Genomic DNA, 17,214 nt, shown 5'->3' with positions numbered 1-17,214 from the left:
AACAGCGGGGGTGCTATCATAATTGGAGGATGATTTGTCGATATGTTTTGGAGAATTAATAGAAAGGGTGTTTGAATGAAAAAGTCTGTGGTACTAGCAGAAAAACCTTCCGTAGCTAGAGATTTAGCGCGTGTGTTGAAGTGTGAAAAAAAAGGAAATGGATACTTTGAAGGCTCAAAGTATATTGTGACCTGGGCTCTTGGTCATCTTGTCACACTAGCAGATCCTGAAAGCTACGGTGATACATATAAATCATGGAAACTAGAAGATTTACCGATGCTGCCGTCGAAACTTAATTTAGTGGTTATAAAAAAAACGAGTAAACAATTCCACGCCGTGAAAGCTCAGCTTAATAGAGGAGATGTGGAACAAGTCATTATTGCTACCGATGCGGGGAGAGAAGGGGAGCTCGTTGCACGGTGGATTTTAGCGAAGGCGCATTGTCATAAGCCGGTCAAGCGTTTATGGATATCATCGGTTACTGATAAAGCGATTCAAGAAGGGTTCTCTCAGCTGAAAGATGGAAAGAGATATGAACCCTTATATGATGCTGCAGTTGCTAGGTCTGAAGCAGATTGGTATGTAGGACTGAACGGGACTCGTGCATTGACAACGAAATATAATGCGCAATTATCTTGCGGGCGTGTACAAACACCGACACTTGCAATGATTGCTAAAAGGGAAGCAGATATCCAAGCATTTAAACCGAAGTCATTTGATCAGTTATTTATCACGGTAAAAGATAGTCTTCGCTTTCAGTGGTATCAAAAAGAGAGCGGAGAACGCAGAATCTTCGATGATCAACATGCCAAGAACTTAAAAGAAAAGCTTGAAGGAGAAAAGCTCACCGTTAAAGCAGTCAAGAAACAGAAGAAGAAAACGTTGGCGCCTAAATTGTATGATTTAACAGAACTGCAACGTGAGGCGAACCAGAAGTTTGGCTTCTCGGCAAAAGAAACGCTCTCCACGTTGCAAAAGTTATATGAACACCATAAGGCAGTAACGTATCCAAGAACAGATTCACGTTACTTATCGTCAGATCTGGTTGAAACACTAGACGACCGCTTAAAAGCATGTGATGTACAGCCTTACAGGAAATTCGTTTCAGACATAAGGAAGCGCCCATTGAAAGCGAACACTCATTTTGTTGATGACCGTAAAGTGACGGACCATCATGCGATTATTCCTACAGAGCAGGCCCCGGCACCTTCTGCTTTATCAGAAAGGGAATACAAGCTCTACCAGCTGATTGTTAGACGTTTTTTAGCTGTTTTGTACCCGGCATATGAGTACGAGCAGACTAAAATAGAGGCGGAAGCTTGTGGGGAACAGTTCGAGGCGAAGGGGGACCAAGTTCTCAAGTTGGGATGGAAAGTCGTGTATGACACAAAAGAAGAAAGCGAAGGGCTGCCTGTTGTAAAGGAAGCTGAAGAATTCACGATTAAGAATTGCACCCTCACAAAAGGGGAAACAAAGCCTCCCGCTCGATTTAATGAAGGGACATTGCTTTCTGTGATGGAGCGTCCTCAAGCTTTTATGGAAAATAAAACGGAAGAGATTGCCGAAACGCTTGGAAAGACAGGCGGGATTGGGACGGTTGCTACAAGAGCTGATATTATCGAAAAGCTTTTCCAATCCTTCTTAATTGAAAAGCGAGGGAAAGATCTTTTTATCACGTCTAAGGGCAAGCAGCTGCTTGATCTTGTTCCAGAAGATTTACGTACTCCTGCACTTACGGCTGAGTGGGAACAAAAGCTTGAAGCGATTGCGAATGGGAAGCTGACAAAGCAGGCTTTTATCTCTGACATGAAGCAGTATGCCAAATCAATTGTAGGGTCGATTAAGGCAAGTGATAAAACCTTCCGTCACGATAATATAACAGGAAGTAAATGCCCTGAATGCGGCAAACTGATGCTTGAAGTGAATGGTAAAAGAGGGAAGATGAGAGTGTGTCAGGATCGTGAGTGCGGCTATAAAAAGAATATAGCGAAGGTCACCAATGCTCGCTGCCCTAAATGTAAAAAGAAACTTGAGCTTAGAGGAGAAGGAGAAGGTCAAACATTTGCTTGTGTGTGCGGTCATCGTGAGAAGCTGTCGGTCTTTAATGAACGCAAAAAGAAAAATAAGCATAAACAAGTCTCAAAGCGTGAGGTTTCAAACTATATGAAAAAGCAAAACAAAGATGAAGACTTTGGAAATACCGCTCTTGCGGATGCATTAGCAAAGCTTAAATTAGATAAATAAAAAGACTAAGACCCTAGCCTGAGTTCACTCAAGTCAGGGTCTTTTCTGTCTTTATACTTTAAAACGATTCATTCGCTCAGTAAGAAGTTCACTTGCATCTGTCAGCACCTCAGCAGAGTCAGATACGGTAGCTAGGGCACGCATTTGTTCTTCTGTGGAAGCTGTTACTTCTTCAGCGGCTGCTGCTGATTGCTGAGAAATAGCAGCAATGTTTTCAATGGATGCGACAACAGAATCTTTACGTTCATTCATATGTCTTACTTCTTCTTTAATAAGGTCAATCGCTTGGATAATATCGCCTACAACGTATTCAATTTCATTAAACGATTGTTCTGTTGCGGCCACTGCTGTATTTTGTTCAGCTGTAATTGTCTTTGTAGAATGTACTTCACTAACGACTTTAGATGTTCCGCTTCGATCCCTTCAATTGTGTGGCGGACCTTTTCTGTCGCTTGAGAAGTCTGCTCAGCGAGCTTTCGAACCTCATTAGCCACAACAGCAAATCCTCGTCCGCTGTCACCAGCTCGAGCCGCTTCAATACTTGCATTTAAAGCGAGTAAGTTCGTTTGATTCGAGATATCGTTAATTGTATTAATTACTTGCTCTACTTCTTTGATGCGGTTAGCAAGAGTTTCAACGACACTCTCGACATTTCCAATTACTGTATTAAATGCTTTTGTTTTCTCTTGCAGAAGAGCTACTTGCGTAGAGCCTTTTTGGTTTTCTTCTGTTGCTTTTTTAGATAGAACGACCAATTCATCCGAGTGGTAATCGACTTTTTCAATTTGATTGGAAAGCTCGATCGTTAAATCTTTTGCCCCATCTACATCTTCCGCCTGCTGGGTAGAGCCGGATGCCACTTCGCTAATGGCATTTGCCACTTCCTCACTTGAAGCGATTGTCTCCTCAGAAACTGCACTTAGGCTTTCTGCCGAATCATTTACTTGTTCAACCGATGCTTGAATCGATTCAACCAACTCACGCATAGATCCTACCATGACATTAAAATCATTGGTCAATTGTCCGATTTCATCTTTAGATGTGCTGTTCATCGTCGTTGTAAGATCACCGTTTGCTACACGGCTTACTTCTTTCTTTAATGCAACGATTGGCTTAGTGATTCTTCTTGAGAAAATATAAGCAATACCGCCTGATAATAAAATAGCAGCAAGGGCGATTACAATGATCGTTGTGCGGATATCTCGAGCGCCAGCCATCATATTTTCATGTGAGAATACAGCGCCTGCCCTCCAGCCTGTTTCTGAAACTGTATTGTAATAAAGAAGACGGTTTTCTCCTTCTGATTGATAATCCATAAAGCCGTTATCATTAGATGATTGAATTAATTGGGACACAACCGGATGATCTGCTTGATTCCCGCTTAGTGTAGGGTGGACAAGAGCAATGCCAGATTGGTCAAATAAGAAAAAGTAGCCATCGTACCCAGGGCTGCTAGCATTAATAATCGATGTTAAGTTTTCTAAATATAAATCAAATGATACGACTCCGAGCACGGTCGTACCAGATGTTACAGCTTTGGCTGCAGTGACTACATATTCACCCGTACTAGCGTCTTCATAGGGCTCTGTCCAAATGACGGCTGCTGGATTTTCTTCTGCTGCTGTATACCAAGGACGCGTACGCGGGTCATAATCTGAACCTACATCAATAAACGGTTCCGTAAAAAATTCACCTTCGTTTGAACCGATATATGTAACAGCGATGTGTTCATTTAGGGAATTGAACGTTTGAAAGTCTTCGTTAACAATCGTCCACGCAGCTTCTTGTTCTTCTTCTGCTGCTTCGAGCATGTCTATAATGCGTCCATCTTGACTGTAACGGTCAAGAGATGATGCGAAATTCTCTAAATACAATGAGATGAGATCTGTTTTTTCTTGTACAAGGGACTCCCCTTCAACTCGAACATTGTCCTCAACCTGTTGTTTTACTTGAAAATACGTTAAAGTGGAAACAACACCTAACGTAATCAAGAGCAGCGTACAGATGAGGGTGATTACTTTTGCTTGAATCGATTTCACTTACTCCATCCTCCTTATAAATGCATACCTCTATATACATATCGGTTTAATAGTAGGAATTTTTAATAAAAAACGACAAAGGGGCTAGGTCAAAGTGCTTAAAATAGTTGATCTTCATCATGTAAGTCTTGTTGTGAAGGATTTAAATCAATCGATACAGTTTTATAAAGAAATTTTAAAACTTGAAGAAATAGAGCGTCCTGGCTTTGATTTCAGAGGGGCTTGGTTTCAAATTGGAGGAGGCCAGCTGCATTTAATCGAAGACCGTAACAAAATAGAAGAGAAGAAGATAATAGATCCAAGGGGGCATCACTTTGCTATTAGAGTAGAAGATTATGACCAGGCTTTAAGCTGGCTTAAGAAGAAGGGGATAGAGGTCATCGAAAAGCCGCTGAGCAAAAGCGGATTCGCTCAGATTTTTTGTCTCGATCCTGATGGGCATATAATTGAGCTTCATGTAGAAAGAAAAGCATAAGAAAAGGAGGCCTCCTCTTCTTATGCTTCTTCTAGAATTTCTTTTACACGTCCTACTTGGCCATCTGCGAGCATCACCTTTATGCCGTGCGGGTGATGAGGTGATTTCGTTAAAATGCGTGAGATGATGCCTTCTGTTAACGTACCAGAGCGTTGGTCTTTTTTTAAAACAATCTGAACGCGCTGGCCGATTTTAATAGAGGAGCGGTTTTGACCATTCATGGGACCACAACCTTTCTAACGTAAGTGATCCACCTATCATACCTTAATCTATTAGATGTTCCTAGTTAGATTTATAAAATGGCTGAGACAAAACTGGAGCAGGTAATAAACGCAGACACTGCAAAAAGTATCCATCCTGACAGGGGGGGGTGATTTCCGCTCTAATCAAAGGAGGAAGGACGTTGTAAAGTGCTCCCTTGTTATAAGAAGTTGTTAAGTGATCTTAACTTTTAGTAAAGTTAATTAATTTATCATTCGATTGGTCTGATCGAAATAGAAAGCATCCCACTATATACGTTTCAAAGACAGTACTTAGTGGATGAAATATGCGTAGACTCCTGCGGTGCCTAGAGCAGGGCTGAGATCCCGCAGGGCTAAAGCCCGAGGAAGCTCAGCAGCTCACCGCGGAAAGCGAAGCATATTTCAGGAGCGGCGGCATGACCTTTTACTTTGCAATTCCTTTAATGTAAGCACCTTATTTATCTTTTAATGACTTCAGCGGCTTTGTTGCTGGGCCTTCAATGACCTCGCCTTTGTAAGAGAAGCGTGAACCGTGACATGGGCAGTCCCATGTGCGGTCGCCATTATTCCAATTGACTTCACAGCCCATATGCGTACAGGTTGTGTCGACCACGTGGAGACACCCTTCTTTATCCTTATACGCGCCTGCTCTTTTTCCGTCTACTTTTACAACTGCCCCTTCATCAACCGAGATTTCATCTATTGATTTATCTGCATCATCAAACTTGCCTTTTATAAGATGCTTTGCGACATCAAGGTTTTCAGACATGAAGTGGCGGATACTCGGGTCAGCGACAAAGCGTGAGGGCTTAAAGAGCTCTTCGTATGGACTTGGACGATGTGTAATGAGATCACAAATCACATGAGCGGCAACCGTGCCGTTTGTCATCCCCCATTTTCTAAAGCCTGTGGCAACAAAAATATTTGGATGCATGCGTGAAAGTTTTCCGATATAAGGGACCTTATCAAGCGTCACAAGGTCTTGGGCAGACCAGCGGAAGCGGACCTTGGAATTAGTGAACATCTTTTGGCTGTATTCTTCTAGTGCCGCGTAATGATACATAGTATCCATGCCTTGCCCGGTTTTATGTTGTTCACCACCAACAATGACGAGCCTTTTGCCATCCATATCCGTGTAGCGTAGAGATCGTTTCGGCTCATCACAGCTTAAGTACATTCCTCCTGGAAATTCCTCATCACACTCGACAGCAACAACATAGGAGCGGTCTGCATGCAGTCTAGAAAAGTAAAAACCAGCGCCGTCATAGAACGGGAAATGGGAAGCAGCTACTACATATTGAGTTGAAATCCGTTTTCCATCACGTGTGACCACAATAGGAGCTTCGCCTTCTTTTACATCATCTGCAACCGTATGCTCATATATTTTACCGCCCATTTCAGTAAATCCTTTAATAAGATGAGCTAAATATTTCACTGGATGAAATTGTGCTTGGTTACGCATTTTGATTCCTGCTTTAATAGGAATATCGAGCGGCATGGAGGTAATCCATTCAGAATCAATGCCAATTTCCTGATAAGCTTTAAATTCATGTTCCAGCTTGCTGACACCTCGGTTATTAGTGGTGTAGAGGTAGGCATCCTCATCTGTAAAATCACAAGCCATTTTCTCTTCTTTCACTAACTTACGGATAAATTGAAGAGCAGCATCATTTGCCTCGTAATACAACTTTGCTTTTTCAATGCCGAGATTATGGATTAATTCATCATAAATCAGGTCATGCTGGGCTGTTATTTTAGCGGTTGTATGGCCTGTCGTTCCGTTGACTAATACATCTGCCTCAATTAAGGTCACATCTAATCCTTCTTTGGCGAGCAGGTAGGCCGTTGTAATTCCAGAAATCCCACCACCTACAATACAGACATCAGTCTTAATGTCTTCTTTAAGGGGGGGAAAGCTTGCTAACTGGCTTGTTATTCTCCAATATGGCTCTGGTCTCTCAGGCAGCTGATTGGGTGTTTGCTCATTCATTAAATTGAACCTCCTCAGTTCGTAATCTACTTCCATATTTTGTCCTAGTTGGTATGTTCTTATGTATCACAAATTAAGCTTCTTTAAACGTGAGGAATAAGTTGAGCGCTGCCCGGTGATGTTTTCCAAACAAAAAAAGCTGCCCCGCTTAAGTGGGGCAGCCCGGGAGGAAGCAATTAATAATAAAGAACACGAGTGATTCCGCATTTAGTGCAGCTAAGCGAATAGGAGTCTCCGGAAAAGGTATGTTCGCATGTTGTTTGCAACGTTATAATCTCTTTTTCAATTTCTTTTATTCTAGCGTTGAGCGCAGCTCGTTCTTGTTCAAGCTTTGCAAGCCGGACAAGCTTCATATCTAACACCACCTTATTTATATAGCGTGCTGCCGTGCTCCTTAAATTGCTGTGCCTTCTCCTGCATTCCTTGCTCAATTGCTTGATTGGTTTCAAGGTTATTTTCTTTGGCATAATCGCGAATATCCTGAGAAATTCTCATACTGCAGAATTTAGGACCGCACATCGAACAAAAATGCGCCGTCTTCGCTCCTTTTGCAGGGAGAGTCTCATCGTGATATTCGAGTGCTCGTTCTGGGTCGAGGGATAAATTAAATTGATCTTCCCAGCGGAATTCAAAACGAGCTTTTGACAAGGCATCATCTCTTTTTTTAGCACCAGGATGTCCTTTTGCTAAATCGGCTGCATGAGCAGCAATCTTATACGTAATGACCCCCGTGCGGACATCTTCTTTATTAGGCAGACCAAGATGTTCTTTAGGCGTGACATAACAAAGCATGGCCGTGCCATACCAGCCAATCATTGCCGCTCCAATGGCCGATGTGATGTGGTCATAGCCTGGTGCGATATCTGTTGTAAGCGGGCCAAGAGTATAAAAGGGTGCTTCATTGCATGTCTCAAGCTGTTTATCCATATTTTCTTTAATTAAGTGCATCGGTACATGGCCGGGCCCCTCAACCATCACTTGCACATCCTGATTAAAGGCTGTCTTAGTCAGTTCACCTAGTGTTTCAAGCTCAGCAAACTGTGCGTCATCATTGGCATCAGCAATTGATCCAGGTCTCAGCCCGTCACCTAGTGAAAAGGCGATATCATATGTTTTCATAATGTCGCAGATTTCTTCAAAATGAGTGTAGAGAAAGTTCTCTTTATGATGGTACAAGCACCACTGAGCCATAATGGATCCGCCTCGTGAAACGATGCCGGTCATTCGTTTAGCTGTCAAAGGAACGTAGCGCAGCAGGACTCCTGCATGAATCGTAAAGTAATCCACACCTTGTTCTGCCTGCTCAATTAATGTATCCCGGTAAATCTCCCATGTTAAATCTTCAGCGATCCCATTCACCTTTTCTAGAGCTTGATAAATAGGAACAGTCCCTACAGGAACAGCCGCATTTCGAATAATCCATTCTCTCGTTTTATGAATATCAGAGCCTGTTGAGAGGTCCATGATTGTATCGGCACCCCACCTGGTCGCCCAAGTCATCTTTTCTACTTCTTTTTTAATAGAGGAAGTAACGGCAGAGTTGCCGATATTTGCATTTATTTTAACGTGGAAATTTCGGCCGATGATCATCGGCTCTGATTCTGGATGATTAATATTGTTTGGAATAATGGCACGACCAAGAGCAATTTCCTCCCGTACAAACTCTGGTGAGACCTGCTCTCTGATCGCGACAAACTCCATCTCCGGCGTAATCATACCTTTTTTCGCATAATGAAGCTGTGTGACATTATTTCCTGCTTTCGCTCTAACGGCTGTCAGGCTTTGGCGAGGAAATTCTTGATAGGACGCTCTAGGATCATTCTCACTTTTATACCCATTATCCATTGCACACACTTTTCGCCCGGAATAGGTTTCTACATCACCGCGTTCAAAAATCCAATTGCTCCGAAGCGGGGGGAGCCCCTTATCTAGCTCCACCGTGTGCTGTGGGTCAGTATAAGGTCCGCTTGTATCGTAAACACGAAGCGGGGGATTTTGTTCCTCACCGAATGAACCCGTTGTGTTGGATAAGGAAATCTCTCTCATAGGGACTTTAAGGTCTTCTCTTGAACCTCTCACATACACTTTTTTACTTTCTGGAAATTGGGACATGATTGATAAGTTTTTTTGCATCGTATCAGACATTTTTTTCTCTCCTCTGCTTGTGATATGGAGGACGAGATCGGTACATAAAAAGGATAGGGGAGTACATAAAAAGCCGAGTCCAAATGATAGATTTGGGCCCGGCTTATACTATGTAGAAGTAGTCAAATAGACATGTAAATACTTAGGAGTCTCTAACTTCCCTACGCTGGTATGAGCCAGATCAGGTCCGAAGGGTTAAAAAACTTCAACGCGTTTTTCTCTCAGCCCAGCTCGTTGGACACCCCTAGTTAATGCTATTAAGTTCTTTAAAACAAAATCTCTTACAAACCAAATCCTAACATGAGAAAGTTTGGAAGATCAAGTCAAATTTTCGCTCTTTTCAAACAGAATCATTATAATGGTGTTCAAAGGAGTGACTTCAAAATGAACCGTCGTGCATTAATACTTGGGGCAACAGGGCTTGTAGGAAAGCAAGTTGTCAACCAATTATCTCAGTCGAAGGAATACAAAGAAGTACATTTACTAGTGCGCCGTCCTGTGGATAAGTCAGATTCTAAACAAATCATCCATAAGGTTAAATTTGATTCGTTGACAGAAAACGATATTCCAGCAGTAGACGATGTCTTTATTTGTATTGGAACTACGATCAAAAAAGCTAAAACAAAAGAAGCGTTTAAAAAAGTTGATTATGAATATCCGATAAAGGTTGCCAGGATAGCGAGGGAGAAAGGGGCTTCGCGTTTACTTGTTATCTCTGCGATAGGAGCAGACTCAGAGTCACGGGTTTTTTACAGCAGAGTAAAAGGCGAAATGGAAGAGGCAGTGAAGAAAGTAGGTTATCCACATGTGGATATCTTCAGACCTTCTCTTTTGTTAGGCAATCGTGAAGAATTTCGCTTTGGGGAAAAGGTGGGTGAGCATGCAGTGAAAGTGATGAAGCCTCTCTTGTTGGGCCCGCTTAGAAAGTATAGAGGAATTGAAGACGTGGTGGTTGCACGGGCGATGGTTAAACAGGCGTCAGAAAATAGAAGTACAGGTACAGTGATTCTTCAATCAAATGAGATTGAAAAGGCTGGGAGAGAGGAGTGAAGTAAATGTTAGAGCGGCTAGATAAAACGGTCATGCATAGTTATCCTGGCATGGTGGCGCTAGTGACGGTGGCAGTTGAAGAGGAACATAATATAATGGCATGTGGATGGCATACTTATATTTCTTATGAGCCTCCTATGTACGGGGTAAGTATTGGACGAGAAAGGTATTCATACCAGTTGTTGAAGAAAGCAGGGAAATTCGCGATAAACTTTCTACCGTTTGAGAAGGCGGAAGTTATTCAAAAAGCAGGGGTGACCTCAGGAGCTGATACAGATAAACTATCAACCCAATCTTTTATTGAAGGTGAGGCAACGGGAGCTCCTATTTTAAAAGAGGCCTATGTTGTGTATGAATGTGAGACGGTTGATGTTAAGACATATGGAGACCATGATTTTTTTGTCGCCGAACTTGTGGGCTTTTACCGAGATGAGGCTCTCTTTTTGAGTAATGGGCTGCCAAATTTAAAACAACTTTCAATTCCTTTATATCTAGGGAGATCGAGGTATGTGAAGCTTGATGATAGAGTAGGGTATAAAGATTTTTTAAAATAAAAAGATACTTTAATAAAAATGAAGAGGATTCCCCCGATATGATGTTAGTGTCTGAAAACAAACATTAAAAAGGAGGATCCTCCCCGTAAATAATAATGAAGCAAATCGAATGAATCAAGTCTATGAAAAAAATTTGCCTCTTCTATTTCTGACTTTTTACTTCCTCTTCTCAACCTTCATCATGAGCCCGCCTTTAGGCCGAAGTGTGATAAGGGGCTGTGGTGTTACTTTTTGTTGGCTGCTTGTTAAGGTGAATTTATAATTCTGAGCAATCGCAGCTAAAGCTAACGTAGCCTCCATCATAGCGAAGTGGTTTCCGATACAGACTCGCGGCCCGCCGCCAAATGGGAAATAGGCAAAAGGAGGCAAGGTTTTAAGAAAATTATGATCAAATCGTTCCGGTTTGAAAATGTTAGGTTCATGATAGAATGATGCGTTTCGATGCATAACATACTGACTGATTAAAACCATCGCCCCCTTGTTAAATAAGTAGGGTCCAATTTCTATGTCTTCTTCTACTTGCCTTCCGATCACATAGGCCGGAGGATAAAGTCTCATTGATTCAGATATTACATTTTGCGTATAAGTAAGCTTGGTGTAATGTTCTGGTAAGAGCGCTTCTCCATTTGTGACCTCTTTTATTTCTGCGTACAGTCTTTCATCAGCACTTGGATGTTCTGATAATAAATATAACGTCCATGCTAAGAGGTTAGCTGTCGTTTCATGTCCAGCAAGAAATATTGTCATTAATTCATCTCGTAGCTGCTGATCAGACATTACAGCCCCGTTTTCTTCATCCCGAGCTTTCATTAACATCCCTAATAAATCTTCTGATTGATTATCCTCTAATCTTCTTTTGCTAATGATAGAAAAAAGGACATCATCCAGCTCTTTCACTGCCTTTTTCAGTTGTCGATTTGCCTGAGTAGGGACCCATAAAGGCAGAGGAGAGAGGGAGCGCATTCTTTTGATACCAAGTTTCATGACTGCTTCCATCGGTTGTTCTATCACATCTGCCCCTTGTCCCATCTCCATGCCAAACATTGTTTTTGTAATAATGCCAAGAGCTATATTCATCATGTCAGCTGCAATATTTCTCTCTTCTTCGCCCTTCCAACCTTTTATAAATGCGTTTGTTGTTTCTATCATATCTTGAGCGTACTGGTGGATATGTGTTTTTTTGAAGGCAGGCTGGATAAGTCTCCGCTGCTTCAGGTGAGACTCTTTTTCATTAGTTAATAGACCTTCTCCTACCACAGCTTTTAGCATTTGGATATCCCGAGATTTAATGAATGCTTTTTGTTTTGTCACCAAGATTTCTTTAATAAGATCTGGATCATTGACGAAATACACTTCTTGAAATGGTCCGAAACGAAAAGAGCTCACAGGCCCGAACGTCTCAGCTTGGTTGCTTAAAAAGCGAAGCGGATCAGATGTGAATGCTTGTAAGCTCCCTTTTAACCAATGTTCTTTTGGCCCTGGTATTGGTTTTCTCCTTTGAAATCTATTAGTCATTGTTCATCATCCTCATTTTTTACTAGTAACGGAATTAGGATATGTAGAAGAGAGAGATTGGAAAGGTATAGATGCGGAAGAACAGAGATAATTGGTTCGTTTGCTTGATTTTCTTAAAGGTAGGTTAATCTATGAACGGATTACCCGCAGCGTGTGTATAGTATAAAAGGCAAATTTCACAGGAAGAAGTATAGAAATAGAGGGAGAGAAGGAGAGTAGAAAATGGGTAAAAAATCAAAATCAAAATCTAAAAGAGCACTCGTGACGTCTTTTGGCAAAAAACTAGAGAACGAGATGAATCAACAGGTTAAAGAGTGGGTAGAATCTGCAGAAAGTGTTGAGCAGATGAATGCTATGCTAGAGAGTCATGTCCATTCTTTAAAGAAAGTAAGAGGATACTCTGAGCTTATTTCTCAGCAGCTGAATATACCATCAAAGGACGATGTAGCAAGAGTTGCTAATCTTGTTATTCAAGTAGAAGAAAAGATTGATAGGCTAGAAGAAAAGGTTGATCGTTTGGGGGAGGAAACAAAAACCTTAAAGAAAAAGTCAGAGGGAGTTAGCCAAAGAGAGAAAACGAATAAGAGAAATGACAGCAGGCAAACCGTTATAAATAATGATCATGCGGCATCACCAATGCTTATGGTGAATCCTCATATCACAGATCCTCGTCTGTTTCAGTATGAGCTTGAATGCATGCTAGATGAGGAGTGGGAGTAGATGGATCAGTTTGATAGATTAAACCCTCATATAGGACAAACATCTCGAGTGGCCGTTTGGAAGAAAAATAAAGCGACGCTCTGGTATTATCCAGCGAAGAAAAAAACGTATCGTGTTCCTTTATTTCTCGTCTATTCCTTGTTGAATAAAGCCTATATTCTTGATTTGGCACCTGGAATGAGTATGGTGGAGGCTTTTACTAAGCAGGGGTACGATGTGTATTTGCTTGATTTTGGAGTGCCGGGATATGAGGACGGACATCTTACTCTAGATGATTATGTGTTGAAGTATATCAAGCAGGCTGTCAAACGAGCACTTGCTCATTCTAGGGCAGAGGAAATGAGTGTGATTGGTTATTGTTTAGGTGGTACGTTGGCATTAATGTATACGGCTTTAAGCACGGAGCCTATTCGGAACCTCATTCTATTTGCGCCGCCGCTTGATTTTGATAAGCCGCCTTTTTTAGAAAAGTGGGCGGAAGCATTGAAGAAAGAAGAGATTAGCTTTGATGAGGTAATCGACCAATATGGTTTGATTCCTGCTAAGCTAGTAGAGATTGCTATGCGGACGATGACCAAACCATTTACCTTTACAAATACATGGTCTCCTGCATTTCAAAGCCATGCCAAACGTTCAAAGAAAGCAGAACTTGTAAGCAAGTGGGTGGAGGAGCATATTCCTTTTTCAGGGGCTGCATTAAAGCAGTTAATGAATGAATTGGGAAAGAAAAATAAATTGATTTTAAATAAACTTTATCTGGGCGGGGAACATGTTAACCTTCGAAACGTAACGGCGGATTTGCTGGTTGTTTCTACGACTGACGACTTAATCGTACCAGAACATTTAACAAAACCATTGATGAAAATGATAGGGAGTGAAGACCGGACATATAAGCGCGTAAAAGGGGGCCATATCAGCCTTGCGCTTTCAGGAGAAATTCCGGATTTTCTCGAAAGCTGGCTAGAAGAACGGTCAGACCGGATATAAATAAGGCTGGAACAATAAAAGATTGAAATAAACATATGTTAGAGGAGAATGGCCGCTCCTGAAATATGCTTCGCTTTCCGGGGTGAGCTGCTGAGCTTCCTCGGGTTTTGGCCCTGTGGGATCTCAGCCCTGCTCTAGGCACCGCAGGAGTCTACGCACATTTCATCCGCTAGGTTTCGTGGTTTTTAAAGAATTTAATGGATGATTTCGTTTTCGATCAGACCAATCGAAACTCAAATTATATTATTTTCACTAAAAAAGGTAAGTCACTGAACACCTGTTTTCAATGAGAGGAACCACTTATTAACCTACGCGCTCGGTTGACCTCGCTATAGGCACCGACTCCTGCGGGATGTGCGTGGCCAGGGGAGACCCCACAGGAGCATGCGACGAGGAGGCTCCCGGACCGCCCGCGGAAAGCGAGTGCCTGTAGCGGAAATCAACCACACTGTAGGGAAAACTTTTTAGGTAGCCTCTTGTAGAGCGGGGCTTACTAGCTCCCGCGGAAAATGAAGCATATTTCAGGAGTGGTCCACATAGGCCACTCCTGCTGTTCGTATTTCTATAAGTTAATATTTTCCGAGCCTTAGTATTATTGTTGTTGTCTACGTACATTTTGAATAATAAAACGGCTTTTCGGTATGCTTGGCATTCTGCTTAGATCATACGTGAGGTCCTGCTTCGGCACGTCATACGTAATGTTCTGAGCCAATTGAGATAAGCTGATCTTCATTAATTCAATCGTGATCCACTCGCCTGCACAGCGATGCCCTTTATGTTCATCGCCGCCTCCTTGAGGAATAAAGGAGAAAGGACTGCCTTCCCAGCCTTTAAATCGTTCAGGACGGAATTCATTTGGGCTCTCCCATAGTTTTGGGTGGCGATTGGTCCCATATATATCAAGCAAAACGAGTGTGTTCTCTTTAAATTGATGAGAGTTCCACGTGAAATCCTTTTTCACTCTCGCACCAGTAAAGGGAGCAAACGGATAATAACGACGCACTTCTTGAGTGAAGAGGTGACTGTATGTGCCATCTTGATCTTGCATCAGCTTCTCGCGTTCTTTTGGAAACTCATGCAGCCCAACAGCCCCAAACGTAATAAAACGACCTACCGCAACCGTTGGACGGATGACATTGATTAATTCAATAGCGGCCATCTTAGCATCCATTAAGGTCCCGTCCAGTTCCTTATGCCAAGCCATTTGATAAAGAGCCGTTGATTCACGAGGACTCCGCTGCTCAGATCTTACTTCTTCAATTAAGGACGTTATCCATGCTTCCGTTCTCTTCCTTGCGCTTCTTCCGCGAGCGTGGCGTACACCAACAGCTCCAAAAGCATCAATCATGTCACCGAAATCCTTCGTACGCTTTTCTACCTCTTTTTCTTCTAACGGCACTCCAGCCCATTCACAGGCAACCTTTGTCAGCATCGCTTCCATTTCATCAAACAGGACAATTTTCTTTTGCGTTTCCCATTTCTTTATGTAAAGAAGCCATTGCGCACGCGTAATTTCATTTAATTCCTGAAGACGTTCACGAGACATTAATGACATAAATAGCTGCTTACGGTGACGGTGCGCTTCGCCGTCCATGGATTGAATGGCATCCTCTCCAAATAAAGTTTTTTGAACACGTTTTGGGGCAGCGCCTTCCCTTTTGAATTTATCATTATCATAAAAAACTTTGGCTCCATCTTCACCTCTAAGGCAAATCGCCTCTTCACCCATCAGCCTTGTTTTGAAAATATCTGATTGGAAGTCTTGAGCACGTTTGTGAATAAATAAATAGCCGTCTTTAAGGAGTGAGAGGCTGTGATCTAATCCTTTTTCACTTGGGATGTTTGCTTGTGATGTTTTCATAACCGATCCGCTCCTTCTGCTGTAGTATCCGTATCTCTTTTGAACTTTCCCAGATATCTCCTTTAATAAACGTTGGGTAAATTAGAGGTTTGTACCTGTTTCATTAGTGAAAAAGGTAGGAGAGGGGGGGATGAGCGTGGTTTCAATGCTGTTAATAGCCATCACGATTTTATTTTTAATCGGAAATCTTTATTATTTCTTTACAAGTAAATCCTATAAACAGAGCTATTTTTGCCCGACTCTATTTTATAAATTATTTTTCGTCCTAGTAGGGATTACATTCGGCTTTGCCTTTCTCTATTACTTCCTTTCGTTTCATGAGCCTGTTCTTCTAATTAATGATCCTACTGGAGAAATTGCCGAACAGACCTTTTTAGATTTTCTGTATTTCAGCGGGGTAACAATGTTATCTATTGGATACGGGGATCTTGTCCCTGTTGGAAGTGCGAGGTTTTTCTCGATCATTCAGGCTAGTCTTGGCTTACTCTTACCCGCTGCTTATTTCATGAAAGGATTTAGTGTTGCAGCTCAAAGTGAGGAGACTTCATAAAAAAAGTGAGCGACCATTAGGCCTGCTCACTTTGTACGATACTATTTTATTCAGTAATAACGGCTTCTACCCCGAAGTGGTCAGAAACAATGTCACGATTGCGCCCGTTGAAGATCACTTTTGAGGAAAATACGTTTACTTTTTGGTTTGTTAGGATTAAATCGATACGTATTCCTCGTTTATTTTGATCCCATCCGGCAATTTTTCCTTCAACGGTAACACCAGAATCTTTTTCGTCCGCTAATGTAAACGTGTCATAAAATCCATTTTGAATGAGGTAATCATATCCTTCGTTACGCATATCGGCATGATTATTGAAGTCACCCATTAAAAATACTCGCCCATCAGCTGGAATCTGCTCTAGCAGCGCATCCATTTGGCCGCGTGCGGGCTCTTCTGTATCTTCCCACCAGCCAAGGTGACAGGAGTAGAAATGAATCGGTTTGTTATCGATCTCAATGAGAGCACCAACAATATTTCTTGATTTCCAATTTTTCATTTCACGGCTCTTCGTTACATAAAAGTCAGTTGACTCAATAATAGGATGGCGTGTGAGGAGGGCAATGCCTTCCTCAAACACCTCATATCCGTAGTGACACGGAGCCCAGACCATTTCATATGGAGCTGAGCCGAGCTCTTTTAGTTTCTTCTGCAAAATGTACCCGTAGTTGTCAGCTTTAATTTGACCTTCTACCACATCTTGGTCACGATGCTGACTCACTTCTTGCAGAGCTATGACATCGTATTGTTCTTCAAAGATTGTTTTTACTAGATGATCGAGCTTCTTTTCTTGATTTTCTTCCTGCCATGCGTGAACGTTTAATGTTAACAGCTTCAAAGGC

The 17,214-nt window shown here is 42.0% G+C and carries 16 protein-coding genes and 1 riboswitch; of the genes, 7 read left to right on the top strand and 9 right to left on the bottom strand.

The features are described from left to right. The first annotated feature begins 75 nt into the window (after positions 1–75). Positions 76–2,244 carry a DNA topoisomerase III gene (locus BPOF4_RS18735; protein WP_012960832.1) on the top strand — a complete coding sequence of 723 codons (2,169 nt, stop codon included), beginning with the start codon at positions 76–78 and terminating at the stop codon, positions 2,242–2,244. 51 nt (positions 2,245–2,295) lie between these two features. Here the strand turns inward: BPOF4_RS18735 and BPOF4_RS21350 are convergent, their stop codons facing one another. Together BPOF4_RS21350 and BPOF4_RS18730 are read right to left on the bottom strand one after the other, a co-directional pair. Then, positions 2,296–2,589, bottom strand: a complete 294-nt coding sequence (locus BPOF4_RS21350; protein ID WP_012960831.1) for a hypothetical protein — start codon at positions 2,587–2,589, stop codon at positions 2,296–2,298. Continuing rightward, entirely contained in the window at positions 2,544–4,283 is a 1,740-nt protein-coding gene (locus tag BPOF4_RS18730) for a methyl-accepting chemotaxis protein (RefSeq protein ID WP_012960830.1), read from the bottom strand. The genes BPOF4_RS21350 and BPOF4_RS18730 overlap by 46 nt, the downstream gene beginning before the upstream one ends. A gap of 94 nt (positions 4,284–4,377) precedes the next feature. Between BPOF4_RS18730 and BPOF4_RS18725 the strand changes: the two genes are divergently transcribed. Continuing rightward, positions 4,378–4,758, top strand: a complete 381-nt coding sequence (locus BPOF4_RS18725) for a VOC family protein (RefSeq protein WP_012960829.1) — start codon at positions 4,378–4,380, stop codon at positions 4,756–4,758. A 20-nt stretch (positions 4,759–4,778) separates the two neighbouring features. Here BPOF4_RS18725 and BPOF4_RS18720 read toward each other — a convergent pair whose 3' ends face one another. The 4 genes from BPOF4_RS18720 to thiC all read right to left on the bottom strand — a co-directional run bounded on the left by BPOF4_RS18720 (position 4,779) and on the right by thiC (position 9,135). Then, a complete protein-coding gene (locus BPOF4_RS18720; protein WP_012960828.1) occupies positions 4,779–4,979 on the bottom strand; it encodes a YwbE family protein in 201 nt (66 codons plus the stop codon). Positions 4,980–5,454: 475 nt separating this feature from the next. Next, positions 5,455–6,990, bottom strand: coding sequence for an FAD-dependent oxidoreductase (locus BPOF4_RS18715; RefSeq protein WP_012960827.1), 1,536 nt, complete (start codon positions 6,988–6,990; stop codon positions 5,455–5,457). Between the two features lie 176 nt (positions 6,991–7,166). After that, on the bottom strand, positions 7,167–7,343 hold the full coding sequence (locus BPOF4_RS22305) for a hypothetical protein (RefSeq protein ID WP_012960826.1): 177 nt from the start codon (positions 7,341–7,343) through the stop codon (positions 7,167–7,169). Positions 7,344–7,356: 13 nt separating this feature from the next. After that, a complete protein-coding gene (gene thiC / locus BPOF4_RS18710) occupies positions 7,357–9,135 on the bottom strand; it encodes a phosphomethylpyrimidine synthase ThiC (RefSeq protein WP_012960825.1) in 1,779 nt (592 codons plus the stop codon). Between the two features lie 141 nt (positions 9,136–9,276). Next, positions 9,277–9,391, bottom strand: a riboswitch (TPP riboswitch). 128 nt (positions 9,392–9,519) lie between these two features. Between thiC and BPOF4_RS18705 the strand changes: the two genes are divergently transcribed. Both BPOF4_RS18705 and BPOF4_RS18700 read left to right on the top strand, forming a co-directional pair. Next, the gene (locus BPOF4_RS18705; protein ID WP_012960824.1) at positions 9,520–10,185 is read left to right on the top strand and encodes an oxidoreductase; all 666 of its coding nucleotides are present in this window, start codon (positions 9,520–9,522) and stop codon (positions 10,183–10,185) included. Between the two features lie 5 nt (positions 10,186–10,190). Further along, on the top strand, positions 10,191–10,739 hold the full coding sequence (locus BPOF4_RS18700; protein ID WP_012960823.1) for a flavin reductase family protein: 549 nt from the start codon (positions 10,191–10,193) through the stop codon (positions 10,737–10,739). Between the two features lie 156 nt (positions 10,740–10,895). Here the strand turns inward: BPOF4_RS18700 and BPOF4_RS18695 are convergent, their stop codons facing one another. After that, positions 10,896–12,254: a cytochrome P450 gene (locus tag BPOF4_RS18695; RefSeq protein WP_012960822.1), complete on the bottom strand. Its 1,359-nt coding sequence runs from the start codon at positions 12,252–12,254 to the stop codon at positions 10,896–10,898. A gap of 222 nt (positions 12,255–12,476) precedes the next feature. On the opposite strand from BPOF4_RS18695, the gene BPOF4_RS18690 reads away from it, so the two are divergent. Next, positions 12,477–12,974, top strand: a complete 498-nt coding sequence (locus BPOF4_RS18690; RefSeq protein ID WP_012960821.1) for a methyl-accepting chemotaxis domain-containing protein — start codon at positions 12,477–12,479, stop codon at positions 12,972–12,974. Continuing rightward, the gene (locus tag BPOF4_RS18685) at positions 12,975–13,961 is read left to right on the top strand and encodes an alpha/beta fold hydrolase (protein WP_012960820.1); all 987 of its coding nucleotides are present in this window, start codon (positions 12,975–12,977) and stop codon (positions 13,959–13,961) included. Positions 13,962–14,553: 592 nt separating this feature from the next. Here BPOF4_RS18685 and BPOF4_RS18680 read toward each other — a convergent pair. Continuing rightward, positions 14,554–15,822: a CYP152 family fatty-acid peroxygenase CypC gene (locus tag BPOF4_RS18680; protein ID WP_012960819.1), complete on the bottom strand. Its 1,269-nt coding sequence runs from the start codon at positions 15,820–15,822 to the stop codon at positions 14,554–14,556. Between the two features lie 130 nt (positions 15,823–15,952). Between BPOF4_RS18680 and BPOF4_RS18675 the strand changes: the two genes are divergently transcribed. After that, positions 15,953–16,372, top strand: a complete 420-nt coding sequence (locus tag BPOF4_RS18675; RefSeq protein ID WP_012960818.1) for a potassium channel family protein — start codon at positions 15,953–15,955, stop codon at positions 16,370–16,372. A gap of 46 nt (positions 16,373–16,418) precedes the next feature. Here the strand turns inward: BPOF4_RS18675 and BPOF4_RS18670 are convergent, their stop codons facing one another. Beyond that, the gene (locus BPOF4_RS18670) at positions 16,419–17,210 is read right to left on the bottom strand and encodes an endonuclease/exonuclease/phosphatase family protein (protein ID WP_041823096.1); all 792 of its coding nucleotides are present in this window, start codon (positions 17,208–17,210) and stop codon (positions 16,419–16,421) included. Between the last annotated feature and the right edge of the window lie 4 nt (positions 17,211–17,214).

This window comes from Alkalihalophilus pseudofirmus OF4, from assembly GCF_000005825.2.
Classification (GTDB): domain Bacteria; phylum Bacillota; class Bacilli; order Bacillales; family Bacillaceae_D; genus Alkalihalophilus; species Alkalihalophilus pseudofirmus.
This window is presented reverse-complemented; position numbering and strand designations above follow the sequence as displayed.

What these genes read in the sequence shown, in the direction of transcription:
- BPOF4_RS18735 (WP_012960832.1), top strand. Translation starts at nt 76, where the DNA reads ATGAAAAAGTCTGTGGTACTAGCAGAAAAACCTTCCGTAGCTAGAGAT.
- BPOF4_RS18720 (WP_012960828.1), bottom strand. Translation starts at nt 4,979, where the DNA reads ATGAATGGTCAAAACCGCTCCTCTATTAAAATCGGCCAGCGCGTTCAG.
- BPOF4_RS18715 (WP_012960827.1), bottom strand. Translation starts at nt 6,990, where the DNA reads ATGAATGAGCAAACACCCAATCAGCTGCCTGAGAGACCAGAGCCATAT.
- BPOF4_RS22305 (WP_012960826.1), bottom strand. Translation starts at nt 7,343, where the DNA reads ATGAAGCTTGTCCGGCTTGCAAAGCTTGAACAAGAACGAGCTGCGCTC.
- thiC (WP_012960825.1), bottom strand. Translation starts at nt 9,135, where the DNA reads ATGTCTGATACGATGCAAAAAAACTTATCAATCATGTCCCAATTTCCA.
- BPOF4_RS18705 (WP_012960824.1), top strand. Translation starts at nt 9,520, where the DNA reads ATGAACCGTCGTGCATTAATACTTGGGGCAACAGGGCTTGTAGGAAAG.
- BPOF4_RS18700 (WP_012960823.1), top strand. Translation starts at nt 10,191, where the DNA reads ATGTTAGAGCGGCTAGATAAAACGGTCATGCATAGTTATCCTGGCATG.
- BPOF4_RS18695 (WP_012960822.1), bottom strand. Translation starts at nt 12,254, where the DNA reads ATGACTAATAGATTTCAAAGGAGAAAACCAATACCAGGGCCAAAAGAA.
- BPOF4_RS18690 (WP_012960821.1), top strand. Translation starts at nt 12,477, where the DNA reads ATGGGTAAAAAATCAAAATCAAAATCTAAAAGAGCACTCGTGACGTCT.
- BPOF4_RS18685 (WP_012960820.1), top strand. Translation starts at nt 12,975, where the DNA reads ATGGATCAGTTTGATAGATTAAACCCTCATATAGGACAAACATCTCGA.
- BPOF4_RS18680 (WP_012960819.1), bottom strand. Translation starts at nt 15,822, where the DNA reads ATGAAAACATCACAAGCAAACATCCCAAGTGAAAAAGGATTAGATCAC.
- BPOF4_RS18675 (WP_012960818.1), top strand. Translation starts at nt 15,953, where the DNA reads ATGAGCGTGGTTTCAATGCTGTTAATAGCCATCACGATTTTATTTTTA.